A 23,546-nucleotide genomic window follows, 5' to 3' on the forward strand; every position below is an offset into this window, starting at 1 on the left:
CGCGAGCAAAGCCACCTGACGAAGGGGCGCATTGATTGCCATTTCTCTTACCGTGTTCGATATCTAGAAGAGCGGCGGGCACGATGCACAGTCTCGAATTTCGTTCCGTCAGCAAGCGCTTTGGCCAGACAGAGGTGCCCAAGGATATTTCTTTGGATGTTCGACACGGAGAGTTTCTGACGATTCGTGGCCCCTCAGGATGCGGTAAATCCACTTTGCTGAGCACCGCTGTCGGGCTTGAGCGACCCGATTCCGGTTCAGTCCTGATCGACGGAGGGATTGCGGGCGACATCGGTCCAGCCGGACGAAACATTGCCATGGTGTTTCAATCCTATGCTCTCAATCCGCACCTGACGGTCGCTCAGGATATTGCGATGCCCTTGCGAGTGCGCCGCCTAACGCGGCTGGCGCGAGCGTTCCCACCGCTCCGCCTCACTTCTCGTGCGCGGCGAATTTGCTTGGATATTGCTCGTGAAGTCAAAGCCGTGGCCGACATCCTAGCGATCGGGTCGCTGCTTGATCGACGACCACATGAACTTTCCGGTAGTCAACGCCAGCGTGTCGCGCTCGCTCGCGCCATGATCCGCGAGCCGCGCCTGTTCCTGATGGACGAACTGCTTTCGAATCTGGACGCGAAATTGCGGGTGCAGATGCGCTCCGAGATCGTCGCCCTCCACCGCCGGCCAGGGACGGCCTTTGTCTATGTCACCCACGACCAGGTCGAAGCGATGACGATGTCGGATCGGGTCGCGGTGATGATCGAGGGAGAAATTGCGCAAATCGCGCCACCACGCGATATCTACCGCGATCCAGAGACCGCCGACATGCCGGCTTCGTCGGGGCCCCGCAGATTAATCTACTCGCAGCGGAAAGAGACAATCGATCACGGGTCTTTATCGGACCGTGTCCAACCGGCGTGGAAGTTCAAACCGTTGACACCAAGCTGCGCGTCGGGGTTCGTCCGGAAGACGTCCGACTCGCCTCGCGCGGCTCGCTTACTGCGCTAAAATGAAAAGGGGATCCAGGAATGCGACAGAAGGAGCAGCAGCTGTCTGCCCGGCAACCGGACGACTTCCGAGGGGCGCCTTCATGACGAGACCGCGCACCATTGCTGGCTGGGAACATGGTGCGGCGCTCAGCATCGTCGCCCGGGCACGCCCCGACCGTCTCGCCGTGCTTGCCGAGGCAGTGCTGCTTGAACTCGAGCCCCTCGATGTCCTCGAAAGCCGTACGGGCCTCGTTCTGCTGCCGATGACCGATACGGTGCGCGGGACGGATTTTCACCTTGGCGAGGTGCTCGTCGCCGAGGCGCGGATCCGTCGTGCCGGGGCGCGAGATGAGTTCGAGGGATACGGCTTGGTGATCGGCCGCGATCTCGAACACGCCATGGCGATGGCAGTCGTCGATCTCGCTGGCGCACTCGAGGTTAGATCGGAGCAGATAGCTGTATTTTTGGAGGCGGAGAAGGCCGAGCAGACCAAGGCTGACCGCGAGGCTATGCGCAAGGTTGCGGCGACGCGTGTTGCGATGGAGACGTTCTGATGGAGAGGGTGATATTGCCGACGGCTGCGGAATCCCGCACGGCCGCCGCCTTCGACGCGACGATGTGGGCCTTCGCTCATCCGGGCGAGACCCGCTGCCTTCCCGCGCCGGGTGTCCTCGTGGTCGCCGAGGCCCTGGTCGACCGCGGATGTACGGTCCACGCCGACGACGCCGACATGAGCCGCCGGCTCCTCGCCCTTGGCGCGCGGCCGTTGCCGGTCGAGACCGCCGGATTTGTTTTCGCCGACCTCGGGGCGGTCGATTCCGATCGGCTGATCGCGCGGATTTCGATCGGCGATTTGGCCTATCCCGACACGGGCGCGACGCTGTTCGCGCCAGCACGGATCGGCAAGCAGGGAGCGCGGCTGCGGCTCACCGGACCCGGGATCGACGGAATGCGCGAAGTCACCTTTGGTGGCGTAAATCCTGCCGTCTGGGCAGCTAGAAGAGAGCGCATCGCCTATCCGCTGGGATTCGATATCGTGCTCGTCGACGACGATGTCGTGCTTGCCCTTCCCCGATCCACCAAGGTGAACGTGATCTGATGGCTTATGTAGCAACCCGTGGAGGCGAGCATGCGATCGAGCAGGCAGAGCGCCTCTATCGCGACGGACTGCCGCCGCTCGACCCGGAGCGGATTACCACGATACAGACGACGATGCCGTATCTTATCGATCGCGTGATCGGCGAAGGCTCGCTCCATTCGCCCGAGCTTGCCGCTCTCGCGCTGGCGCAGTCAGGGGGAGATCTCTACGAGGCGGTGCTTCTGCTTCGCGCCTGGCGCACGACCCAGCCGCGTCTTCACACTGCCCGCCCACTGGCGCCGGACGTAATCCGGACCCATCGGCGCATTTCGGCCGCCTTCAAGGACATCCCCGGTGGCCAGATCCTTGGCGCGACGCTCGATTATTCGCATCGGATGCTTCAGACGGAGGCGCTCACTGTGATAGTTGCGCCGGCGACTGTCGCTATCACCGAGGACGTGGTGGCTCCCACCCTTCCTTCGCTGGCCGCGTGGCAGAAGACTGTAGGTCTGGTGCCGTCTCCTCCACCCGAAGAGGTTGCACTCGACGACATTCCTGACATCACGCGCGAGCCGTTGCTGTTTCCAGCCTCGCGGGCGCATTGGCTCCAGAGCATCGCGAGGGCCGACACCGGCGGGCTTCTCGCCCTGGGCTACTCTCTCCTGCGCGGATATGGATCCGCGCACCCGACGGTGAACGAGCTTCGGCTCGGCGAGGCGGAGGTTCGCGTCGCCCATCCCTGCGGCACCGAGTTCTCGATCGGTCGGGTACGAGTGTCGACCTGTGAGATGATAGCCAAATCGGTCACTAAGGACGGAGCTGATGAGGCACTGCACCTCGGGTTCGCGGCGACGCTCGGCTGGAACGAGGTCAAGGTCATCGCCGGTTCCACACTCGACCTCAATTCACAGTTCGGGGGCGAGCAGCCGGCCGAGCGGCAAGAATTCGTACTTTATCACACGGAGCCGGTGGAGAGTTCAGGGTTCTGCATCCACCTGAAGCTGCCTCACTACGTGACGTTCCAGTCGAGTCTCGATGCCCTGCGCGGCATCGTCCGCCCGGACACCGAGACTGGTCGGCTGACCGCGGATGACGTGGCCCGGGAAGCTGCCGTCCGCACCGCTCGCGCGGAGAAGGAATCCAGATGAGCCTCGCAAACCTTGTCCAACCCTGGGTCGCCGTCTCCTACGGCTTTCTCGACGAGAGCGCTAAGCGCGAGATCCGTCGCGCGCTCCTCAAGGCTATCGCAATTCCCGGCTATCAGGTCCCATATGCGAGCCGCGAGGTTCCGATCGCCCGCGGTTGGGGCACGGGCGGGCTGCAGGTCACGCTGACGTTGGTCCGGCCCGATCTTGCCCTCAAGGTCATCGACCAGGGCGCCGACGACAGCGTGAACGCGGTAAACCTTCGCAGGTTCGTTGCGCGCGTCGCGTCGGTCGCGGAGACGACCGATGCGTTGTTGGCCGACATCATCCAGTCGCGCCACCGTATCCCGGAGGAGCGGCTCGCCGCCGGCCAGGTGCTGGTCCTCCAGGTGCCGGACCCCGAACCGCTGCGCCGTGTCGAGCCCGACATCTCGACTGCCCGGATCATGCACGGGGACGCGGACTACGGTCGCATGTGGTTGAGGCTCTACGAGCAAATCGTCCTCTCCGGCCGGATTACTCAAGGCGCGTCCTACCCTTCGCTCGTAAACGGGCGCCACATCATCAGCCCCTCGCCAATCCCCCGCTGGGACGTGCAGAAACTCAACATGGCGCACAATCTAACCTTCCTCTCCGCGGGCCGGGAGAAGCGGATCTATGCCGTGCCGCCCTTCACCCGTGTCGAGCCCTTGGTGTTCGATGATGTGCCCTACGAAGTCGAGGACCATGCCGGCCTCGTCTGCCACCGGTCGGGTGTCTCCGGGTTCTTCATGAACGAAATACCACTCGACGACGGGAGTTCGGCGCACGAGCTCTCCGATTCCGACTATGCGGTGAAGCGCATCAACGCACGCGACGGCCATCCGGTCACGATCGGGGACACCTGGTACAAGAATGGGAGGCTCGAACCTTGACACGCGAAGCTATGCCGCTCGATCAACCGGTTCTGACCACGGAGCCACCGCTTCTCACCGTCCGGAGCGTCTCGAAGACGTTCGGGCGGGTGAGCGCACTCGCGGACGTAGACTTCGACGTTTATCCCGGCGAGGTGATGGGGATCGTCGGGGAGAGCGGCTCGGGCAAGTCCACGCTGATGCGCCTGCTCAACCTCGAGGAATTGCCGGATACGGGCGACTACCGGATGCGGTTGACCGGTCGCGACGATGGTAACCTCTTCGCGCTCGACCGCTTCGCCCGCCGCATGCTTCGCGCCAGGCATATCGGCATAGTGTATCAGAACCCGCACCAGGGACTCCTGATGCGCCATTCAAGCAGCGGCAACGTGGCCGAACGCCTCGTTGTCGCCGGCGAGCGGAGGTTTGCGGTGCTGCGCGGAAGGGCCCGGGAAGCGCTTGCTGCATCGGAGTTTCCGCTCGACCGGATCGATGCGCCGCCAATGGAGCTGTCGGGCGGCATGCAGCAGCGCGTCCAGCTTGCCAAGGCAATTGCGTTGGAGCCGGCCCTTCTCCTGCTCGACGAGCCGACGACCGGGCTCGACGTCTCAGTGCAGGCTCTCGTGCTTGATACTCTGAAGCGGCTTCAGCAGGAAAGGAACATTACCATGGTCGTCGTCAGCCACGATCTCGGCGTCATCCGGACGCTCGCCGATCGGGTCATGGTCATGCGAAACGGTCGGGTGGTCGAGCGCGGCCTCACCGACCAGGTCTTTCAGGACCCACAGCACCCCTATTCCCAGCAACTCGTCTTCGCCAAGCTCTGATCAAGAAATGAACAACTCAACGCTCCTCTCGGTCCGCGGCCTCGTCAAGGGCTTTGCGGTCCATCATCTCGGCAGCTGGATCGATGCGTTTGCCGGCATCGACTTCGACCTTTCTGCAGGGGAATTCCTGTTGCTGACCGGTCCAAATGGTGTGGGCAAGTCCACGCTGCTCAGAACGATCTACCGAACCTACCGGCCGCTCGGCGGCACGGCGCGGTTCCGATCTTCCTTTGGCGACATCGACCTCGCGACCGCCGCGGATGTGGACATCGCGCGGCTTCGTAACCGCGACATCGGCTTCGTGACGCAGTTCCTTTCCGCCCGGCCGCGGGTCTCCGCTGAAGACCTGGTGGCCGAGCCGCTGCGCCGGGCCGGACGCTTGGCCGCGGAGGCGCGCGATGAGGCGCGACGGAGGCTGGCTGATTTCGGCGTGAAACCTGAACTATGGGCGGCCTATCCGGTTACGTTTTCAGGCGGAGAGCAGCAGAAGGTGAACCTCGCCCGCGAGCTTATAATGCCGCGCCGCCTTCTGCTTCTCGATGAGCCGACCGCCTCGCTCGACACAACTGCGCGCCGCGCGCTTGTGCGCCGTCTTGAGCAGTTGAAAGCCGAAGGCGTCGCGATGCTCGGCGTCTTTCACCACCCCGCCGACGTCACGGCACTCATCGACCGGGATATCGCGCTCCGGACGAGCGAGGTGGCCAATATAACCGCCGCTAGCGAGTTGCTCCCCAATCTTGGGGGTGACGATCTCGCGCGCACAGGCACCCGATCTGCGCTTTGATCAATGGCAAATTAATCGACGGTGAAGAATGTTTCCGCGCAGGCTGGAAAAGGCGGACGTCGCGGTGCTCCTGCTCAGCCACGAAGAGAGCAGGAAGCTGGGAACGATGGGTCTGCCGAACGTGGAAGGCAAATGAGCACACGTCTTGTCAATGCGCGGATTGTTCGCGAAGACCGCGTCGTCGAAGGCGATTTGACCATCTTGGGAAGCGTGATCAAAGACGTCGGCGAAGCCCCAGATGTCGCGACCCACGTACTGGACTGCGAGGGCGACTTTCTCGTTCCAGGTCTCATCGACGTACATACGGACGATGTCGAGCACTACGTTCAGCCGCGCCCAGGTGTCAGGTGGCCGTCGATGCTCGCTGCAGTGCTAGCTCATGACTGGCAATTGCTGGGCAGTGGCATTACCACCGTGCTGGATGCACTCTCGCTCGGCGATGCCGACAGCGGCGGAGTACGCACGGCAATGCTTGACGCCGCGATCGACGGCTTGAGCCACGCACGTTCGGAAGGGCTTCTCAAGGCGGATCATTATCTCCACTTGCGTTGCGAATTATCAGACCCGGTGTTGCTCCCTATCGTCGAGCGCCACATGAACAATCCGGGCTTGCGGCTGGTCAGCCTGATGGACCACACGCCCGGTCAGCGCCAATGGCACGACCTGAAGCTCTTTCGCGAGTTCCGGCGCAAGAGGAATGCCAGAGTTTGGACGGATGATGAATTCTCGCTTTACCTCGCCGAACGCCGTGATCGTCAGCGCCGGCACGTTCCGCCAAGCCGGACTAGAATTGGCCAGCTCTGCCAGGAGCGTTGTATTCCCACCGCAAGCCATGACGACACCACGGTCGCCGATGTCGATGAATCCCACGCTCACGGCATCACCATCAGCGAGTTTCCGACCACCGTTGCAGCCGCACGCCGCGCGCGTCAGCTCGGGATGAAGATCGCCATGGGGTCGCCGAACGTCATTCTAGGGCGCTCTCATTCCGGAAATGTCAGCGCTTTGGAGCTTGCCGAAGAGGGACTTCTCGACATCCTGACGTCGGACTATGTCCCCGGCAGCCTCCTGCATGCCGCCTTCGCTCTTGCGGAAAGAGGCTTCGACCTTGCACGGACCGTCGCTATGGTAACGGCCAACCCGGCCAATCTGCTCGGCTTTGTTGATCGCGGCCGGATCGCTGCGGGCCTGCGCGCCGACCTTCTCCGCGTGCGTGTCATCGAAGGTGTGCCCGTGATCCGCAACATTTGGGTCGTGGGACGGCAGTTTCTCTGAAGAAGCGGGTTCCAAGATGGCTGCGGAAATCAAGATGAAGACGCAACTAGTCTAGGGCTTGTTCACAGCTAGGGGATTGAACGAGGCCACTGTCGTGTCGTGAACGGCGAGGTCCATAGACGGCTTCTTGGCCGAGAGAATGCTGGCGTTTTCAGCCACTCTTAGACAGGGGTGTTCTAGATGGCCTCGATAAGCCCTCTGTACCATCGCATGATTAAGGGCATGACTATCCGCAATTTGTCGCCGGCGACACAGCCATCGTACATCAGTGCAGCCTTGACCTTCAGCCGCAACTTCTGAATCGGCAGGAATTTTGAATGCCGATCGTTCCGGTAAGCGAATGATGCAGATGCAATCCGAGAGGTTATTCGGCTGCGACGATCAGCAATCATCGATTCGCTATCGATGTCAGCTAGCGTCAACATTTTTGATCCCGAGTGAGCCGGAGGCTGCGTCATGGTGTCTAGACATCATCGCGGTAAATGGAAGGAAAGCTCCCGCAAAGTGGACTTGGCGGCGCTGAAGGGCGTATCATAACGCCAGTTATAGTTATGTCATTAAAGCTTCACCGCAGCCCACTAAGGTCTCGGGTAGATGTACAGACATGTTATCAGCGATGGTGCTGTCTGGACGACTCCCACCCGCAAGCAAGAGGTGCTCCTTGCCAGACGTTATCAGTGCTCTCCCGGTTCGCCGTCTCGGCCGGACCTTCTTCGGCGAGATTGAGAATTTCCGGATCTCCGAGGCGTCGGTTGCTAAGTACCGCGACGCCGTCTATCGGGCCTATCTCGAACACAGAGTGGTCGTCTTGCGCGATCAGCGCATGACGACGGCCGAGTTCGCAGCCTTGGGCGCAATCTTCGGGGAGGCAGATCCGCATCATATCGTCGCCATGCGTCATCCGGACCAGCCTGAACTCACCATCGTATCGAACCAGGATGAGATCGGCCGCAATCCGCAGTTGAAGACACTCGGCTCCGGCTGGCACTCGGATTATTCATACAAGGCGATTCCTGCGGCTGCGACGCTCCTCCTCGGCGTAGAGGTGCCGAGCCATGGCGGCGACACGCTGTTTGCGGACGCGACGGCGGCATTTGCCGATCTTCCCGAGACGCGCAAAGCCGAGTTGCGACGTTTCCGGGTGTGCCACCAGCATCGATGGATGCCTGATCGCACGCATCCGGGCGCGCGCTGGAACGTTTTGACGGAGTCCGAGCAACAGGCCACGCCCGAAGTGCTCCACCCGCTGGTGCGGCGGCATCCCGAGACTGGCGCCGAGTCCCTGTTCATCGCGCCCTGCCTGCTCGCGGGCCTGAAGGGCGTCGAGGGCATGGACGAAAGCGAGGGGTTGGCGCTCATCGAAGAACTCGGTGAGCACATCATCAGTCCGAAATACGTCTATCGGCATGTGTGGAAGCCGTTCGACGTGGTTGTCTGGGACAACCGCTGCACCAACCATCGCGCGACGACCGACCAGCTGCCGGGCACGGAGGTTCGACGGATGTATAGAATCACAACCAAAGGCACGCCGCCGATTCCGGCCTGAGCGCATGGGTCGTTCATCTCATCAAGTTTGTGCCGCGGACAAGGCTGCCCGACGAAGGGGCGCACTGCCTGCCGTTTCCCTGTCGCATGCGAGCCATCACCATGTCTGACGAGTCCGCATCACTGGCGCTCCGTCCATCCTCGAGCTACCGCAGCCGCTTTCGTGGCGGTCTGAGCCGGCTTGCGATCGGCGTCGGCATCGTCGCGCTCTATTGGGCCAGTTTCGACCTCGTCGATTTTGATTTGCCGAGGCTCGCCCAAGGCATTCCGCGAATGCTGTCCTGGGTGGGAAGGGCGTGGCCTCCCGACCTCAAGGGTCTTGACCTCTTGTTGTTGCGCGCCGCCGAGACAGCGGCGATGGCCCTGGTGGGCACGACCATGGGCGTGGTCATTGCCGCTCCGCTCTGCATCATGGCATCGCGCAACCTCAACCCGCTCGCATGGCTCTATCTCGCTGCACGGTGGCTCCTGAATGCGTTGCGCGGGATCGACTCCTTCATTTTCGCAATTCTGTTCGTCGTCGCGGTCGGCCTCGGCCCATTCGCCGGTGTGCTTGGCGTTAGTATCCATACCGCCGGCGTCATCGCAAAGCTGTGGTCCGAGGCGATCGAGGGCGTCGAACAGGGACCGTTGGACGCCGCCGCTCTCTCCGGCGCCACCCGCGTCAAGGTCATGTCCTACGCGCTCTTGCCGGACATCATGCCGAGCCTCACGTCGGTTGCCCTCTATGCCCTCGAATTCAATATCCGGTCGTCAACGGTATTGGGTCTCGTTGGCGCCGGCGGGATCGGTCAGGAGCTGAAGAACAGCGTCGATCTCCTCTTCTTCCCCCGCATTTTGACGATCCTCGTGATCATCCTCGCCATGGTCACGGTCGTCGATCAACTGAGCGCCTGGATCCGCCGGAGGATGTTATGAGAGCCGCAACTGCCACGACCATGGGGGCGCCGATCCTCCAGGTGGAAAACCTTTCGAAACGCTATGGCGAAAGGCGAGTTATCGAGGATCTGAGTTTCTCCATCGGAGCCGGTGAACTGGTTGTGCTCCTCGGTCCGAGCGGTTCCGGCAAGACGACCTTGTTCAAGGTGATCACCCGCCTTGTGCCGCCGGACGCCGGGCAGCTCACTTTTGCAGGCGCGGCGCGCCTCGACGAGCTGGAGGGCCGCGCGCTGCGCGAGGTGCGGCGCGAGATCGGCTTCATCTTTCAGCAGTTCAACCTGATCAAACGTATGACCGCCCTGCAAAATGTTCTCGTCGGGAGATTGGGTTATACATCCACCTGGCGCGTGCTGTTGCGGCACTTCCTGCCGGAAGACATCGCCCGCGCCGAAGCGGCGCTCGATGAGGTCGGTCTTGCCGACTTTCGTCATCAACGTGTCGATTGCCTCAGCGGAGGGCAGCAACAGCGCGTCGCGATCGCGCGGGCGCTGGCCCAGGAGTGCCGCTTCATCCTCGCCGACGAACCTGTCGCAAGCCTTGATCCGGAATCGGCCCGTAATGTGCTTGAGACGCTTCGTGCCGTGGCCCACGACCGCGGGCTGGCGGTGCTGTGCAGCTTGCATCAGACCGACCTCGCGCTGGACCATGCCGATCGCGTCATCGGCCTGCGCGAAGGACGTGTCGTCATCGATGCTCCCGTTTGCGACGTGAACGCCGGCTGGCTTGATGCAATCTACGGCAAGCCTGTCCGCCAACCATCCTCGCGATCGGCACCGCGTCCGAAATTCGGACAAGCCATCCTGGCCACCTCTCATTGAATGCGACGCATGGAGAAAGCGATGAAGCAGATGTCCCTTCCGAGCAACGCTCCCGCCGAAACCCGCGGCCACAGCGGCGCGGACAATCCGCATGACGCGATCAGGTTCGTCCCCGTGCGCCAATCATGTTCCAAACGCACGGCGATCTCCCGGCGCGCCGTTCATCTCGGACTCCTCGCGACGGCCGGATCGCTGCTGACGGCGCGAGCCCGGGCCGCGTCGTCGCGCGAGCCGATTCGATTTGCCGTAGGTCCCACGCTACCCACACCGGACGACTCGCGGCGCGCTTGGGACCCCTTGTTCAAGAAGATCGCAGAAAAGCTTGGCCGGCCCTACACGCTTGCCGCTACCACCGACTGGGCCGGGACTGCTGTGGCCCTGGCCAGCGGACAGGTCGATATTTCCTTCGTCGGCCCGTGGGGCTACGTGCTTGCCAAGCGCGAGGGCGGTGCCATCCCGCTGGCAATGCTGAAATTGGATGGACTTACCTATTATCACGCGATCGTCGTGGCGCGACCAGGGTTGTCCATAACCAAATGGCCAGAAGACGCAAAAGGGCTGCGGATCTCTTTCGCCGACATGGCGTCGACATCCGGTTGGTTGATTCCCGCTTATTGGTTCAAGCAACGCGGCATCGATCCCAAGAGTTATTTCCAATACCGGGACGGAGCAACGCACGCCGCCAACGAGACAGCCGTCGCCAATGGCCAGGTGGATGTCGCCACCGACAATGATCGCAACCGGCAATTGATGATTGAGAAGGGCATATTGAAGCCGGAGGCCTCGAACATTGTCTGGCGGTCGGATCCGATCCCGAACTCCTTGATCGCCGCGCGGGCTGATCTCGATCCTTCGATCGTGGATACCGTGCGGCAGCTCCTGCTCGATCTGAGCGAGGAGCAAGCCAAGGCGCTCATGCCGGAACACTACACCGGATTCGCGCCCACCAAGGACAGCGACTTCGCTCTCATTGAGGAGGCAGGCGTCGCGCTTGGCTTGCTCAAGCGACCCTGACGCAGGGTCCCCAGGTGAAAATAGATGTACGGCGCTCGGTCGTCGTATTTTGAGTGCGCGTCACGACGGTATAGAACGGCGAACACAAGCTGCGGAGTTTTACCATGAGGACAGTTCTCGTGACGGGTGCGCTGGGAGGCATAGGCAATGCCATCATCGCCAGGCTGGCGGAACTCGGTCACACAGTCATTGCAACTGACAGGGTTCCTGCTGAGCAGGCCGAAAGCGCCATCGCCAGATCCTTCCAGCCCGGTACCATCAGAGAATACATCCGGTGCGACCTGCGGAACCGCAAGGAAATTCTCGATCTGGTGGCAATCGTCCTCGACAGGTATTCGTCGATCGATGTTCTGGTCAACAATGCAGGCGTGAAGCACGTCGCCCATATCCTCGATCACCAGGACGACGATTGGGATGAACTGATGACGGTCAATGCGACCGCGCCTTATCTGCTGACGAAGGGCATCGTCGGCGGGATGCTGAAGAACGATTGGGGGCGCGTCGTCAATATCTCCTCCGTCATCGGCGTCGTCGGCTCGAAGAACCGTTCCGGATACGTGGCCAGCAAACATGCTCTGGTGGGCTTCACCAAGGCAGTCGCCGCGGACGTGGCCGAGACCGGGGTGACGGCCAACGCCATCTGTCCGGGCTGGGTCGATACCAATTTCAACGTCGAGGGCGAGTTCGCCGACAAGGCCAAAGCAATCGGCGGCTCGCTGCACGATGCCAAGCGCGCTCTCCTCGGGGAGAAGCAGCCCAATGGTCGCATGATCCCCGCCGAAGAGGTTGCCGAGATGGTTGCGTTCCTGGCGTCGGAACGCGCGTCCTCGATCACCGGTTCGATCTTCAGCATCGATGGGGGCTGGGCAGCCGTATGAAGTGCCGACACCAGCCGGACAGGGAGAAGTCTCGATGAAATTGAAAGTACTCGGTTGCGGCGATGCGTTCGGTAGTGGCGGACGGCTCAATACCTGCTTTATGCTCGGCCGAGACGGGGGTTCCAATCTGCTCATCGATTGCGGTGCGACCGCGCTCGTTTCCATGCGCCGGTTCGACATCGACCCCAACAGCATCGATGCAATCCTGATTTCACACCTTCACGGCGATCACTTCGGCGGACTGCCAATCTACATTTTGGATGCGCAGGTGATCAGCGCTCGTGTGAAGCCGCTCGTCATCGTCGGGCCTCCGTCTCTCGGCGGACGCCTGCGTGATGCCATGGAAAGCATGTTTCCCGGCTCTTCGAAGGTCCAGAGGAAGTTCGACGTCGAGGTGATCGAACTCATTCCGGGCCATGAGACGACACCGCTGGCTGGCGTGAAAGTCACCGGACATGAAGTCCAGCACCCGAGCGGCGCTCCCGCGCTTGCACTTCGGATCGAGGTTGACGACAGGATCTTCTGCTATTCCGGCGACACTGGATGGGTCGATGCGCTGATCGATGCAGCACGCTCGGCCGACTTGTTTATTGCGGAAGCTTATACATTCGATCGCGAGATCCCCAATCATCTCAATTGGTGGACGCTCAAGCGGAAACTACCGTTGGTCGGTGCCCGGCGAACGATTCTCACCCACATGTCGCGCGACATGCTCGATCGCCTGCCGGTGGATGGAGCCGAAGCCGCGGAGGATGGAATGGAGGTCACCTTTTGAGATCGAAGGTGCGCGGATCGGCGTCGGGAGACCACAAGCGGCCCGCTGAAAACTCGAAGAATGAGGTGTTTATTCCGCGGTGAGCCGTTGTTGGTGTGATGTGCTCGAGGCCAATCTGCAGACCTCTCTTCGAGGCGATCACCGACAAGATGGCATCACCTCTGTGGTGCCCCTCCTGAGCTGCGGCACAATAATCAGCGATCGTCAATATCGAATATCAATTGAACTCTCAACGCCGACATCCGCGCAATGCTGAAAAGAATGGGCGCCCCCTGAGGGACCACGTTGATACTGTTGATCACCAAGATCGGTTGGCTGCGCGGTTGGCTCAATATCCGCGCTTCGTCCCCGGAGGGTAGACGTGAGGTTACGCGGCTCGTCTTTCGGAGGTAATCCTCGATCCCAAACTCCTTAAGCGCGAGGGAAATCGATCCCGTCATCAGGAATCTTTCCCGCATGCCCTCGAAGCGATCGCGCGCAACGTAGTGAGAAGCGTAGCTCGTGGGGCGACCGTTCACATGGCGCAGCGTATGCAGCACGATCACCTGCTGACCGCGCCTGAGGCCGAGAGCCCCGGCAATTTCAGCCGTTGCCTTCTCCTGCGCTGAGTTCAGCAATTGTGCGTGCTGCTCCAAGCCGGACCGCAACACATTTTCGCTAAATCGGGTCCGCCGCCCAATGCGATATTCAAGCTGTTCGGTCTCGATGAAGGTGCCGCGACCTTTCTCGATCCGCACAAGGCCGTCGGCGGCAAGCTCCGCCAGCGCGCGCCGGATGGTGTGACGGTGCACAGTGAACGATGCCGCAAGCGCGTGCTCGTTCGGCAGGCGATCGCCCTCAACGATCTCGCCTGAAACGATCGCTTCTTCTAGCTTCTGTTTGATGTCCTGCCAGCGATGACTGTTCGCGAGCGAGGTAGCGCGAGAGGCTGTTGTCAGTGTCATTTCCCAGGCCGCTCTAACCTTCGGGCTCATCTGCCGTCGTCGAGGCGCCGGAGATGACGAAAGGTAGGAAAGTCATCAAACCCGAGAATGCGGCCTGCCGCAAGACGGTCGGGCCAAGCTGAGGATCGCAATCAACATGTCATTGACATTGCCACGTCATCATGTTGGGCAGGCTCGCCTGAGACCCGCATGTGAGCCTCGGAAACAAACATCTCACCCAGATTGAACGGGCGGCCGCCGGTGTCTTCCTGGATCAGCGACGGTTTATATGCATTGGGGATGCGTAGGTGCAACTGCGGGGCCCTGACTGCCCAACTGTGACGCAAAACCCGATCCTTACAGAATCGAGCCCAAATTTGCTTTCGGAATTATACGGCAATTCCAATTGCATGCGCCCGAAGAGATTCGAACTCCTGCCTCCCAGATTCGTAGTCTGGGACGGTTTCATGATGTCAATAAGGAATCCTCCAACCCCCGCCGAAGGTATTCTTAAGCATTTCAATGCTTTACGGCGGTCTGCGTGCCATGCATTGGACCAAGCCCTTCATAGAAGCCTTTAATTAGAGCGGGGCAACATCGATGCAATCCTCGAAAAACAGTGAGATCTAGTATCCTCCGTATTCACGGGGACTGGGCCGGTGGGTCATATCTTTCCAACTTTGCTATCAGATACAGCGTCGCGTGACGATCGGACTCGCCGTTGGGTGCCCCTTCGTAAAAAGTCAGCGCTGAGCGGTAGAATTGGAGCGCCTCCACGTGACCACCCCGCGCTTTGCGCAAGTAAATCCGCAGCTTGAAGTGCTCCCCAAAACTAGGCCAGCTGATGCTGGAATTTTCCGGGGTCCTCCAGCCTTGCCAATCAAGGCGCCTTCGGTCCAGCGCACGAGGCGAAAAACAGCGGTGATCAAAGACGGTATGTAGTAATCGGCGCAAAGGGCGTTGAGTACGCCCGCCTTGATCGCTTCAATGCATGCAGATTTCCACTCGGCGATCCTCCACAAACGACGTTTATCATCGTCACGGTCATGCCCATGCATCGCGCCTCGTGCGCCGCTTCGAGCGAAACCGCCAACAAACTCTGACAAAAATGCAACTGGTCTAAGCCAGTCGTGCAACAACGCTTCAAATTCATCCTATTTTTTAGACGCTAGAGTGCTTGTCTTATCTTTGAAACAAACAATACACGCGCTTGTCACCGCGCCGGACTAACACCGTCGAAACCGGAAAAAATAAGGTTCTGGCGTGTGTCTCAGCTCAGCATCGTTCAGCTCTCGAAATCGTTCGACGCAACACAGGTCCTGCGTGCGGTCGATCTGAGGGTTGAACGCGGGGAATTTATCACGCTGCGCGGCCCCTCCGGCTGCGGCAAGACAACCTTGTTGCGCATTATCGCCGGGCTGGAATCTTCCGATCAGGGCGACATGCTGGCGGATGACGTTTCCATCCTTGATACCGACGCCGAGGATAGAGTCTGGACGCGAAACTGCGAGTGCAGATGCGTTCCTTCCGAGCATCGACGTGCTTGCCGTGATGGCCATAGTGGTTTCGAAAAAACTCGACCCATCCAAAGCGCTATCGCAGGCGGTGAGCCAGTCGAACGCGCTTCTCGCGAAATAGATCCATCCTGGAGAGGAGATTCACAATGAGGACAGTTCTCGTAACGGGCGCGCTGGGCGGCATCGGAAACGCCATCATCGCCAGATTGGCGGAGCTCGGCAACACAGTCATCGCGACCGACAGGGTTCCTGCCGAACAGGCCGAAAGCGTCATTGCCACGTCCTTCCAGCCGGAGACCATCAAGGAATACATCCCATGCGACCTGCGGAACCGCAAGGATGTCATCGATCTGATGGCGATCATCCTCGGCAGATATTCGTCGGTCGATATCCTGGTCAACAATGCGGGCTTGATACATCGCGCCCACATCCTCGATCACCACGATGATGATTGGGATGAACAGATGATGGTCAATGCGACCGCGCCTTATCTGCTGACGAAGGGCGTCGTCGGCGGAATGCTCAAGAACGACTGGGGGCGTATCGTCAACATTTCCTCGGTCGTCGGGCTCGTGGGCTCGAAAAACCGCTCTGGATACGTGACGAGCAAGCACGCATTGGTGGGCTTCACCAAGGCGGTCGCTCTCGACGTGGCTGAGACCGGCGTGACAGTGAACGCCATTTGTCCCGGTTGGGTCGACACGAATATGAACATCAAGGGCGAGTTCGCCGATAAGGCAAAGTCGACCGGCGGTTCGCTGGGCGATGCCAAGCGCGCGCTGGTTGAGGAGAAGCAACCCAATGGTCGCATGATCCCGCTCGAAGAGATCGCCGAAATGGCCGCCTTCCTGGCGTCGGAACGTGCATCCTCAATTACTGGTTCGATGTTCAGCATCGACGGAGGCTGGGCGGCGGTATGAACCACCAGCGACAATACGAACTCGCCCTGAAGAAGGCCGAGGCGATGCACGGCGAGGCCGGGTTGAAGCGTGACACCGAAGGTGCGCGGTTAGCCCTCGACCTCGACTACCTTTCAGATCCCCAACATTCAGATCCCCAACATGGAGCCTTGTTGCCATGAAGCTCGTATCACTCGTCGCCAATGCGCTCGCGCTTACGGCGTTCGCCTGCGGCTCAGCCTTTGCCGAGACACCACAGCGCGGCGGCACGCTGACCGCCATTATCCAGCCCGAGCCGGTGATCCTGACGTCCGCGCTGAATACGGCAGCGCCGACCGGCACGGTCACGGGCAACATATTCGACGGCCTCATCGACTACGATGGCGATCTCAAACCGATTCCCGCGCTCGCCGAGCGCTGGGAGACGGCGCCGGATGGCCTGACCATCACGTTCCATCTGCGCAAGAACGTCAGCTGGCACGACGGCAAGCCGTTCACGGCCGCCGACGTCAAGTGGACCCTGGAAAACGTGTGGAAGAAGCTTCATCCACGCAACCAGGCGACCTTCGCCAAGGTCACGGCCGTTGACACGCCGGACGATCACACCGTGATCTTACGGCTCAGCGAGCCGTCGATCGCGATCCTGAGCTCGGTCAATTCCAACGGCGCCCAGGTGCTGCCAAAGCACCTCTATGAGGGCACTGACATCCTGAGCAATCCCTACAACAACAAGCCGGTCGGCACCGGTCCCTTTGTCTTCAAGGAATGGAGCAAGGGCAACTACATCGTGCTGGAGCGCAACCCGAACTACTGGGACAAGGGTAAGCCCTATCTCGACCGTGTCATCTTCAAGGTGATCCCGGACGCCGGGGCGCGTTCCGCAGCATTCGAGAAGGGTGAGGTGCAATATGGCGTCTTAAGCCCGGTGCCACTGAAGGAAGCCGAGCGGCTTGGCAAGCTGCCGAACGTACGGGTCCACACCCAGGGTTACGAGTGGCTCTCGCCCTGGCTATTCGCGGATTTCAACGTTGAGCGTCCGTATTTGAAGGACGTGCGGGTCCGCCGGGCGCTCGCGCATGCAATCGACCGCAATGCGATCGCCAATGTCGTTTGGCTCGGCTTCGCCACGCCGGCGACAAGTCCGGTGCCGTCTTCGGTTGCCCAGTTCCACGACAAGGACGTTCCGAAATACGATTTCGACCCAAAGCAGGCTGAGGCGCTGCTCGACGATGCCGGCTTCAAACGTGGCGCCGACGGTGTGCGGTTTGCCCTCGACCTCGACTACCTTCCCTATGGCGATGACTACAAGCGCACCGGCGAGTACATCAAGCAGGCGCTGAAGCGTATCGGTGTCGAGGTCAATATCCGGAGCCAAGACACTGCGGCCTTCACCAAGCGGATCTACGGCGATCGCGACTTCGATATCTCGATCACGTGGTTCACGGCTCTTTCCGATCCGCAGATCGGCGTTACCCGGGCCTATTGGTCGGGGTTGATAGGAAAGAATGTGCCCTGGACCAACGGCTCGGGCTACCGCAATCCGGAGGTCGATAAATTGATCGCGGACGCCCAGGGCGAGCCTGATTCCAAGAAGCGGATCGAGATCTTCAAGACCTTCCAGAAGATCGCGATGACCGATCTGCCGTCGCTGCCGCTGGTCGAGCTCAAGTTCTTCACCGTCGAGGCCGCTAGCCTGAAGCATCCGCGGCCACACGGCGATCAGGTCTTCGGCTCGTTCCGCGACTATTGGATAGCGAAGGCGGAGCAGAATTGAGCGCTCTGGCGAGCAACTTCCGGTTCTGGCGCCGCCGGCTGGGGCAGATCGCCTTCGTGGTGCTAGGCATTGCGATCGTGAACTTCTTCCTATTGCATCTGGCACCGGGTGATGCCGCCCAGGTCATCGCCGGCGAGTCAGGTTCGGCGACGCCTGAGTATATGGCCGCGCTGCGCAAGCAGTTCGGCTTGGATCAGCCGCTGCTGGTGCAATTCCTCGCCTACCTGAAGAACGTCCTGACGCTCGACCTGGGTTGGTCGTTCCGGTACGGCATGTCGGTGGCAGCGCTGATCGGGCAAAGGCTCTTGCCGACGCTGCTGCTGATGGGTGCCAGCATCAGCCTCGCGGTCGGGTTCGGATGTCTCCTGGGGTTCATTGCTGCGCGGGAGGCAGGGCGGATTATCGACGCCGCCGTGTCGGCAGCTGCGCTCCTGTTCTACGCCACGCCGGTATTCTGGATCGGCGTCATGCTGATCGTCGTATTCTCGGTGTGGCTCGACTGGTTCCCCGTCGGGGGCATGGCAAGCATCGAGGCCGGGCATCAGGGTCTCGCCCTGATCGGTGACGTCGCTCGCCATCTGGTGCTGCCGACGGTAACGCTCGGTCTGTTCTACCTCGCGATCTATACAAGGCTAATGCGGGCGGCAATGCTGGAGGCTTCCGGCCAGGACTTTGTCCGCACGGCTCAGGCGAAGGGCGTACGACCACGCCGGATCGCGATCCGGCACATCTTCCGCAACGCGCTGCTGCCGGTCGTCACCATGCTGGGCGTACAGATGGGCTCGGTACTCGGCGGGGCGATTCTGGTCGAGACGGTCTTCGCTTGGCCGGGTCTTGGGCGACTCGCTTTCGAGGCGTTGTGCCAACGCGATCTCAACCTGCTTCTCGGCATTCTGCTGTGTTCGTCGGTGGTGGTGGTTGTGGTCAATCTCGCCGTCGATCTGATCTACACCTGGATTGATCCGCGCATCGAGTTGTCCTGACCATGGCTCTGCTCAACATCTCGCCGACGTCTCTAGCCCTGTCCGCACCCGGCCGCGGACACCTGCTGGTGCGACTGTTGCGCCGGCCATCGGCGATCGCCGGCGCGACCTTGCTGTTGGCGATCATCTCCATGGCGGTGCTGGCCCCTGTTCTGTTTCCGGCGGATCCGCTCGACATGGTCGGTCAGCCGTTCGTGTGGCCGGGGCAGGACCCGGCATTCCCACTCGGTACCGATATGCTGGGCCGCGATCTCGCGGCTGGCATATTTTACGGTGCGCGAGTGTCGCTGCTGATCGGGGCGGTTGCGACGCTGGTCTCGATCCTGATCGGCGTGACCATCGGCGCGGTCGCCGGCTATTACGGCGGTTGGATCGACGACGCCGTGATGCGCGTCACCGAGCTGTTCCAGACCATTCCCCCGTTCCTGTTTGCGCTCGCCATCGTCGCGATCCTGCAGCCGTCGATCGCTACGATCGTTGTTGCCATTGGCATTACGGCCTGGCCGGCCCTCGCCCGGCTGGTGCGGGCGGAGGTACTGCGGCTGCGCCACGGTGAACTCGTCCAGGCCTCGATCGCCATCGGGGCATCCGATGCCCGCATCATCCTGCTGCACATTCTGCCGAACTCGCTGGCGCCGGTCATCGTCTCGGCGTCGATCATGGTGGCAAGCGCCATCCTGACCGAATCGAGCATCGCCTTTCTCGGCCTCGGCGATCCCAACGTCGTTAGCTGGGGCGGCATGGTCGGAGCGGGCCGCGAGGTGGTCAGGACCGACTGGCACATCGCCACGAGCCCTGGTCTCGCGATCGTCGCTGCCGTACTCGCGCTCAATCTCCTTGGCGATGCGCTGAACGACGTGCTCGACCCCAAGCAGAGAGCACGCTGATGGTACGTGACCCCGTCCTCTCGGTCGAGGGCCTGAACGTTCGCTTCGTCGCGCGCGGCGAAGGCCTGCATGCGGTGCGCGATCTCTCGTTCGAAGTGGCGGCCGGCGAGACGTTGGCCATCGTCGGGGAATCCGGCTGCGGCAAGTCGCTGACCGCCCTTTCGCTGCTCGGCCTGGTGCCCGCCGCCCGGCCGGGTCGATGGCCGCGCCATCCGGCTGGAGGGGCGGAATATCCTGCGGCTGGCGGGCGAAGAGTTGCGCCGGCTGCGGGGCAACCGCATCGCAATGATCTTCCAGGAGCCGATGACGGCGCTCAATCCGGTGCTGACGGTCGGCGAGCAGGTCGGGGAGGCCATCCTCGCACACGAGCCGATCGGCGCCCGCGCCGCGCGGAAGCGAGCGCTCTCGCTGCTGGAGCGGGTGCAAATTCCGGATCCGGTCCGCCGGTTTTCCGATTACCCGCATCGGCTCTCGGGCGGCATGCGGCAGCGGGTGATGATCGCCATGGCGATCGCCTGCGAGCCCGCCGTGCTGGTCGCCGATGAGCCGACGACCGCACTCGACGTCACCATCCAGGCGCAGATCCTGGAATTGATCGACGAGCTGAAGCGCGACAGCGGCACCGCCGTCGTGCTTATCACCCACGACCTCGGCGTCGTCGCCGAGCATGCCGACAGGGTGCTGGTGATGTATGCTGGCCGCAAGGTCGAGGAGCGTCCAGTCGACGCGCTGTTCGCCGAGCCGCTGCATCCTTACACACGTGGACTGATCGCTGCGCGTTCGCGGCTCGAGGCGACCGCCGAAGGGCGTCAGCGGCTCGCCGAGATCCCGGGCGTGGTGCCGTCGCTGCGAGCCATACCGGCCGGTTGCGCCTTCGCGCCGCGCTGCAGCTTCGCTGTCGATGTCTGCCGGCTGGAGCCGCCGCCGCTGTTGCCATTCGGCTCGGGCGGCCATGCCGCCTGTCTTCGCATCGGAGATCTCCGTGTTCCATCAGAGCCCGCCTAGACCGTTACCGGGACGTGACCCGATCCTCGCTGTCGAGAACCTCACGGTGCGCTTCGCAACCTTTCGGGGCACCGTGAAGGCCGTCGATGGTGTCACCCTCGCGGTCGCTCCCGGCGAGACCCTCAGCATCGTTGGCGAATCCGGCTGCGGCAAGTCGACCCTCGGCCGCGCCATCGTCCGCCTAGTCGAGCCATCGAACGGTTCGGTGGTACTCGACGGCGTCGAATTAACCGGCCGTTCGCGGGCGAGACTGCGCGCCGACCGGCGGAAGGTGCAGATGGTGTTCCAGGATCCGTTGGCCTCGCTCGATCCGCGCTGGACGGTGCACGACTTGCTGGAAGAGCCACTGCATGTCCATCGCATCGGCACGCGCGCCGAGCGGCGGGCGCGGGTCGCCGATCTCCTCGACAAGGTCGGCCTGCCGCAGGACGCCGCTCGGCGCCATCCGCACGAACTCTCTGGCGGCCAGCGCCAGCGTATTGGCATCGCTCGCGCCCTGACGCTCGGCCCAAAACTCGTGGTACTCGACGAGCCGGTGTCGGCGCTCGACGCCTCCGTCCAGGCGCAGATCCTGAACCTGCTGGTCGATCTGCAGACCACATTCGACATCGCATTCCTGTTCATCAGCCACGACCTGTCGGTGGTCGAATACGTCTCACACCGGGTCGCGGTGATGTACCTCGGTCGCGTCGTCGAGATCGCCGATCGGCGGACGCTGTTCCGGACGCCGGCGCACCCGTACACCCGCGCATTGCTTGATGCTGTGCCGCGGATCGATAGAAAGTTGGCGAAGCGCTGTGGCGTGCTTACCGGCGACCTGCCGAGCCCCTATGCGCCACCGCCTGGCTGTCGGTTCCATACCAGGTGCCCGCTGACGATCGCTCGGTGCCGCAATGAGGAGCCGCGGCTGCGGACCCTTGCCGACGGCCACCAGGCCAGCTGCCATCTGGCTGAAACCGTCGTTGCGGACGACGGCACCACGTTTCACCAGCAGCGAGGATAATTTGGCGCGTATGACCGACCTCGAAGCGACGGACCTCTCCGGCCAGGCGCGCACGATCTATCAGCGCGCGCAGGCGGGGTGCGGTCCATTCGGCAACATGCCGCGGGTGTTCGCCCACCTTCCGCCCGCACTCGAACGGCGGAGTGATTTAGCATCGGCAGGTCGGAACAAAAGTGTACCCGATTGCCGTGCGCCCCGCAGGCGCGGACTACCAGGCGAGGGACGGTCTGACCTGACGCGCTATTGCCCAGCAACACTCGCCGATTTCTATCGGCGCAACGCAAATGCGAGGACGAACCTCGCCCAGCTCCCCTGTGCAACACAGTGGCAAGGCTTTCCCGGGCGACAATGGAATCAAGATCGTCGATGCCATCTACGCCCTTGAGGGAGTGGTTTCGAAAAAAAACTCGACCCGCCCAAGGCGCTGTCACTGGCTGTGAGCCAATCGAATGCGCTTCTCGCAAAATAGGTTAACTCCCGGAGAAGGATTTCACGATGAGGACAGTTCTCGTAGCGGGCGCGCTGGGCGGTGTCGGCAGCGCCATCATAACCAGATTGGCTGAGCTACTAGCTAGTCTCTAGATAGCGGGCACTCCTTCGGAGTTGGCAACGACCCGTTTCTTACCCAATACCTGTCTTCCGAGGTCAGACCGAATGTAGACCCACTATTCTCGACGCACGCAGCATTCGCTGCGCACTAAGATTTCCCTCAAGCGGGGCATAGCGTTGCTTCGTCATGTATTGCAGGCTTCTACCAGATCGGGTCGAACGACGAGCATCTTGTTCAGCGAGTGAAGAGAGCAGTACACGCAACGCATTCTAATCCGAGTGACGGGCGAAGATAACCTTACTCGATCTAAAACAATGCGTTCGCTTCATAGCTCAGAAGAAGAGCGGAATCCAACGTTTGGTACCGATCTATGAATAAGCACGCCAATAGACAAAGGGTTGACAACAGAACCAGGCCGAGAGCAGCGAGACGGAATTCGATATTAGTCATGGACGCACTCACTTGCGTGGAATGGAGATATCTTTACCAAATTTATCAGAATCCGCGAACTGTCGTTTTGTCATCGCCGCGAAGTATTTCCTTGATATCGTTTTCACATAAGTGACAGTGGCTATTTTCGCGATGCTCGAATTCGTTGCAGAACTTTGCCGGCGAGGACTTGGCTTCAATGCCAAATCCGTAGAGAGGTCCGCGGAGTTCCAGGCTTTTCGTTCGCTCCTGCAAGGCATGCATCGGTCTACCGATAATCAGCCAGAAGCCTCCCATCCCCCGGAACTCTCCGGGACGCCGAGCGATGACTCTTACAGTACCCTCTGGACGACAACGTCTGGTCAGACGTTGTTGGCCGACCAGAAAGCGGCTTTTGAAACGCTCGTTCGGAATAACCTAAGAATCGACGGCTTCTCCATCTTTTCCAAGACCGAAGAGTCCGCGTTTATCGACAATGTCCGGAGCTGTTGTTCCGAGCAGGCCCTGCGAGACTTACTCGATATCTTCGCAGTAAAATACCGTTCGCTGAGCGATGCGCTGCTTCAGAGCGTGCGAGCCAACGCGAATCTGGTCTGATGCAAGAACAGGCAAGGCCC

At 61.3% G+C, this 23,546-nt stretch carries 23 protein-coding genes, 1 tRNA gene and 1 pseudogene; 22 read left to right on the forward strand and 3 right to left on the reverse strand.

Annotated elements, in window-relative coordinates:
* The first annotated feature begins 83 nt into the window (after positions 1-83).
* The 8 genes from ACVIJ6_RS25350 (at position 84) to ACVIJ6_RS25385 (ending at position 6,990) form a co-directional block, all read left to right on the forward strand.
* A complete protein-coding gene (locus ACVIJ6_RS25350; RefSeq protein WP_456774939.1) occupies positions 84-1,007 on the forward strand; it encodes an ABC transporter ATP-binding protein in 924 nt (307 codons plus the stop codon).
* Between the two features lie 82 nt (positions 1,008-1,089).
* Positions 1,090-1,542: a phosphonate C-P lyase system protein PhnG gene (locus ACVIJ6_RS25355; protein WP_456774940.1), complete on the forward strand. Its 453-nt coding sequence runs from the start codon at positions 1,090-1,092 to the stop codon at positions 1,540-1,542.
* A 14-nt stretch (positions 1,543-1,556) separates the two neighbouring features.
* A complete protein-coding gene (phnH, locus tag ACVIJ6_RS25360; protein WP_456774941.1) occupies positions 1,557-2,087 on the forward strand; it encodes a phosphonate C-P lyase system protein PhnH in 531 nt (176 codons plus the stop codon).
* On the forward strand, positions 2,087-3,214 hold the full coding sequence (locus ACVIJ6_RS25365; protein WP_456774942.1) for a carbon-phosphorus lyase complex subunit PhnI: 1,128 nt from the start codon (positions 2,087-2,089) through the stop codon (positions 3,212-3,214). The genes phnH and ACVIJ6_RS25365 overlap by 1 nt, the downstream gene beginning before the upstream one ends.
* Positions 3,211-4,125: an alpha-D-ribose 1-methylphosphonate 5-phosphate C-P-lyase PhnJ gene (locus ACVIJ6_RS25370; RefSeq protein ID WP_456774943.1), complete on the forward strand. Its 915-nt coding sequence runs from the start codon at positions 3,211-3,213 to the stop codon at positions 4,123-4,125. Before ACVIJ6_RS25365 ends, ACVIJ6_RS25370 begins: the two co-directional genes overlap by 4 nt.
* The gene (locus ACVIJ6_RS25375; RefSeq protein ID WP_456774944.1) at positions 4,122-4,931 is read left to right on the forward strand and encodes an ATP-binding cassette domain-containing protein; all 810 of its coding nucleotides are present in this window, start codon (positions 4,122-4,124) and stop codon (positions 4,929-4,931) included. Before ACVIJ6_RS25370 ends, ACVIJ6_RS25375 begins: the two co-directional genes overlap by 4 nt.
* A gap of 7 nt (positions 4,932-4,938) precedes the next feature.
* A complete protein-coding gene (locus ACVIJ6_RS25380) occupies positions 4,939-5,715 on the forward strand; it encodes a phosphonate C-P lyase system protein PhnL (protein ID WP_456774945.1) in 777 nt (258 codons plus the stop codon).
* A gap of 132 nt (positions 5,716-5,847) precedes the next feature.
* Complete coding sequence (locus ACVIJ6_RS25385; RefSeq protein ID WP_456774946.1) at positions 5,848-6,990, forward strand: alpha-D-ribose 1-methylphosphonate 5-triphosphate diphosphatase; 1,143 nt, start codon at positions 5,848-5,850, stop codon at positions 6,988-6,990.
* 176 nt (positions 6,991-7,166) lie between these two features.
* Here the strand turns inward: ACVIJ6_RS25385 and ACVIJ6_RS25390 are convergent, their stop codons facing one another.
* Positions 7,167-7,415: a hypothetical protein gene (locus ACVIJ6_RS25390; RefSeq protein ID WP_456774947.1), complete on the reverse strand. Its 249-nt coding sequence runs from the start codon at positions 7,413-7,415 to the stop codon at positions 7,167-7,169.
* A 179-nt stretch (positions 7,416-7,594) separates the two neighbouring features.
* Here ACVIJ6_RS25390 and ACVIJ6_RS25395 point away from each other — a divergent pair, with 179 nt between their 5' ends.
* From ACVIJ6_RS25395 to ACVIJ6_RS25420, 6 genes are all read left to right on the forward strand, one after another.
* Positions 7,595-8,536: a TauD/TfdA dioxygenase family protein gene (locus ACVIJ6_RS25395; protein ID WP_456774948.1), complete on the forward strand. Its 942-nt coding sequence runs from the start codon at positions 7,595-7,597 to the stop codon at positions 8,534-8,536.
* Between the two features lie 101 nt (positions 8,537-8,637).
* Positions 8,638-9,453 carry a phosphonate ABC transporter, permease protein PhnE gene (phnE, locus tag ACVIJ6_RS25400; protein WP_456774949.1) on the forward strand — a complete coding sequence of 272 codons (816 nt, stop codon included), beginning with the start codon at positions 8,638-8,640 and terminating at the stop codon, positions 9,451-9,453.
* Positions 9,450-10,292 (forward strand): phosphonate ABC transporter ATP-binding protein, encoded by an 843-nt coding sequence (phnC, locus tag ACVIJ6_RS25405; RefSeq protein ID WP_456774950.1) that lies wholly within the window; start codon positions 9,450-9,452, stop codon positions 10,290-10,292. The genes phnE and phnC overlap by 4 nt, the downstream gene beginning before the upstream one ends.
* A gap of 21 nt (positions 10,293-10,313) precedes the next feature.
* Entirely contained in the window at positions 10,314-11,306 is a 993-nt protein-coding gene (locus ACVIJ6_RS25410; protein ID WP_456774951.1) for a phosphate/phosphite/phosphonate ABC transporter substrate-binding protein, read from the forward strand.
* A gap of 104 nt (positions 11,307-11,410) precedes the next feature.
* Positions 11,411-12,184 carry an SDR family NAD(P)-dependent oxidoreductase gene (locus ACVIJ6_RS25415; RefSeq protein WP_456774952.1) on the forward strand — a complete coding sequence of 258 codons (774 nt, stop codon included), beginning with the start codon at positions 11,411-11,413 and terminating at the stop codon, positions 12,182-12,184.
* 34 nt (positions 12,185-12,218) lie between these two features.
* The gene (locus ACVIJ6_RS25420; protein WP_456774953.1) at positions 12,219-12,959 is read left to right on the forward strand and encodes an MBL fold metallo-hydrolase; all 741 of its coding nucleotides are present in this window, start codon (positions 12,219-12,221) and stop codon (positions 12,957-12,959) included.
* Between the two features lie 194 nt (positions 12,960-13,153).
* On the opposite strand, the gene phnF is transcribed toward ACVIJ6_RS25420, so the two are convergent.
* Complete coding sequence (gene phnF, locus ACVIJ6_RS25425) at positions 13,154-13,933, reverse strand: phosphonate metabolism transcriptional regulator PhnF (RefSeq protein ID WP_456774954.1); 780 nt, start codon at positions 13,931-13,933, stop codon at positions 13,154-13,156.
* 360 nt (positions 13,934-14,293) lie between these two features.
* Positions 14,294-14,381: transfer RNA gene (locus tag ACVIJ6_RS25430), tRNA-Arg, on the reverse strand.
* Positions 14,382-15,147: 766 nt separating this feature from the next.
* Between ACVIJ6_RS25430 and ACVIJ6_RS25435 the strand changes: the two genes are divergently transcribed.
* The 8 genes and pseudogenes from ACVIJ6_RS25435 (at position 15,148) to ACVIJ6_RS25470 (ending at position 23,526) form a co-directional block, all read left to right on the forward strand.
* A complete protein-coding gene (locus ACVIJ6_RS25435) occupies positions 15,148-15,549 on the forward strand; it encodes an ATP-binding cassette domain-containing protein (RefSeq protein WP_456774955.1) in 402 nt (133 codons plus the stop codon).
* Positions 15,546-16,319 carry an SDR family NAD(P)-dependent oxidoreductase gene (locus ACVIJ6_RS25440; protein ID WP_456774956.1) on the forward strand — a complete coding sequence of 258 codons (774 nt, stop codon included), beginning with the start codon at positions 15,546-15,548 and terminating at the stop codon, positions 16,317-16,319. The genes ACVIJ6_RS25435 and ACVIJ6_RS25440 overlap by 4 nt, the downstream gene beginning before the upstream one ends.
* A 157-nt stretch (positions 16,320-16,476) precedes the next feature.
* Positions 16,477-18,072 carry an ABC transporter substrate-binding protein gene (locus ACVIJ6_RS25445; RefSeq protein ID WP_456774957.1) on the forward strand — a complete coding sequence of 532 codons (1,596 nt, stop codon included), beginning with the start codon at positions 16,477-16,479 and terminating at the stop codon, positions 18,070-18,072.
* Complete coding sequence (locus ACVIJ6_RS25450; protein WP_456774958.1) at positions 18,069-19,055, forward strand: ABC transporter permease; 987 nt, start codon at positions 18,069-18,071, stop codon at positions 19,053-19,055. The genes ACVIJ6_RS25445 and ACVIJ6_RS25450 overlap by 4 nt, the downstream gene beginning before the upstream one ends.
* A 2-nt stretch (positions 19,056-19,057) precedes the next feature.
* The gene (locus ACVIJ6_RS25455; RefSeq protein ID WP_456774959.1) at positions 19,058-19,942 is read left to right on the forward strand and encodes an ABC transporter permease; all 885 of its coding nucleotides are present in this window, start codon (positions 19,058-19,060) and stop codon (positions 19,940-19,942) included.
* Positions 19,942-20,947: pseudogene (locus ACVIJ6_RS25460) on the forward strand (ABC transporter ATP-binding protein). Before ACVIJ6_RS25455 ends, ACVIJ6_RS25460 begins: the two are co-directional and overlap by 1 nt.
* A gap of 73 nt (positions 20,948-21,020) precedes the next feature.
* Positions 21,021-21,950, forward strand: a complete 930-nt coding sequence (locus tag ACVIJ6_RS25465) for an ABC transporter ATP-binding protein (protein ID WP_456774960.1) — start codon at positions 21,021-21,023, stop codon at positions 21,948-21,950.
* Positions 21,951-23,067: 1,117 nt separating this feature from the next.
* Entirely contained in the window at positions 23,068-23,526 is a 459-nt protein-coding gene (locus tag ACVIJ6_RS25470) for a hypothetical protein (RefSeq protein WP_456774961.1), read from the forward strand.
* Positions 23,527-23,546 lie beyond the last annotated feature (20 nt).

Source organism: Bradyrhizobium sp. USDA 4369 (assembly GCF_054056435.1).

Excerpts from the sequence above, each read along its gene's own strand:
- ACVIJ6_RS25370 (WP_456774943.1), top strand. The coding sequence starts at position 3,211 with ATGAGCCTCGCAAACCTTGTCCAACCCTGGGTCGCCGTCTCCTACGGC.
- ACVIJ6_RS25395 (WP_456774948.1), top strand. The coding sequence starts at position 7,595 with ATGTTATCAGCGATGGTGCTGTCTGGACGACTCCCACCCGCAAGCAAG.
- ACVIJ6_RS25440 (WP_456774956.1), top strand. The coding sequence starts at position 15,546 with ATGAGGACAGTTCTCGTAACGGGCGCGCTGGGCGGCATCGGAAACGCC.
- ACVIJ6_RS25365 (WP_456774942.1), top strand. The coding sequence starts at position 2,087 with ATGGCTTATGTAGCAACCCGTGGAGGCGAGCATGCGATCGAGCAGGCA.
- ACVIJ6_RS25385 (WP_456774946.1), top strand. The coding sequence starts at position 5,848 with ATGAGCACACGTCTTGTCAATGCGCGGATTGTTCGCGAAGACCGCGTC.
- ACVIJ6_RS25455 (WP_456774959.1), top strand. The coding sequence starts at position 19,058 with ATGGCTCTGCTCAACATCTCGCCGACGTCTCTAGCCCTGTCCGCACCC.
- ACVIJ6_RS25390 (WP_456774947.1), bottom strand. The coding sequence starts at position 7,415 with ATGTTGACGCTAGCTGACATCGATAGCGAATCGATGATTGCTGATCGT.
- ACVIJ6_RS25350 (WP_456774939.1), top strand. The coding sequence starts at position 84 with ATGCACAGTCTCGAATTTCGTTCCGTCAGCAAGCGCTTTGGCCAGACA.
- ACVIJ6_RS25380 (WP_456774945.1), top strand. The coding sequence starts at position 4,939 with ATGAACAACTCAACGCTCCTCTCGGTCCGCGGCCTCGTCAAGGGCTTT.
- ACVIJ6_RS25415 (WP_456774952.1), top strand. The coding sequence starts at position 11,411 with ATGAGGACAGTTCTCGTGACGGGTGCGCTGGGAGGCATAGGCAATGCC.
- phnF (WP_456774954.1), bottom strand. The coding sequence starts at position 13,933 with ATGAGCCCGAAGGTTAGAGCGGCCTGGGAAATGACACTGACAACAGCC.
- ACVIJ6_RS25420 (WP_456774953.1), top strand. The coding sequence starts at position 12,219 with ATGAAATTGAAAGTACTCGGTTGCGGCGATGCGTTCGGTAGTGGCGGA.
- ACVIJ6_RS25445 (WP_456774957.1), top strand. The coding sequence starts at position 16,477 with ATGAAGCTCGTATCACTCGTCGCCAATGCGCTCGCGCTTACGGCGTTC.
- phnC (WP_456774950.1), top strand. The coding sequence starts at position 9,450 with ATGAGAGCCGCAACTGCCACGACCATGGGGGCGCCGATCCTCCAGGTG.
- ACVIJ6_RS25355 (WP_456774940.1), top strand. The coding sequence starts at position 1,090 with ATGACGAGACCGCGCACCATTGCTGGCTGGGAACATGGTGCGGCGCTC.
- phnE (WP_456774949.1), top strand. The coding sequence starts at position 8,638 with ATGTCTGACGAGTCCGCATCACTGGCGCTCCGTCCATCCTCGAGCTAC.
- ACVIJ6_RS25410 (WP_456774951.1), top strand. The coding sequence starts at position 10,314 with ATGAAGCAGATGTCCCTTCCGAGCAACGCTCCCGCCGAAACCCGCGGC.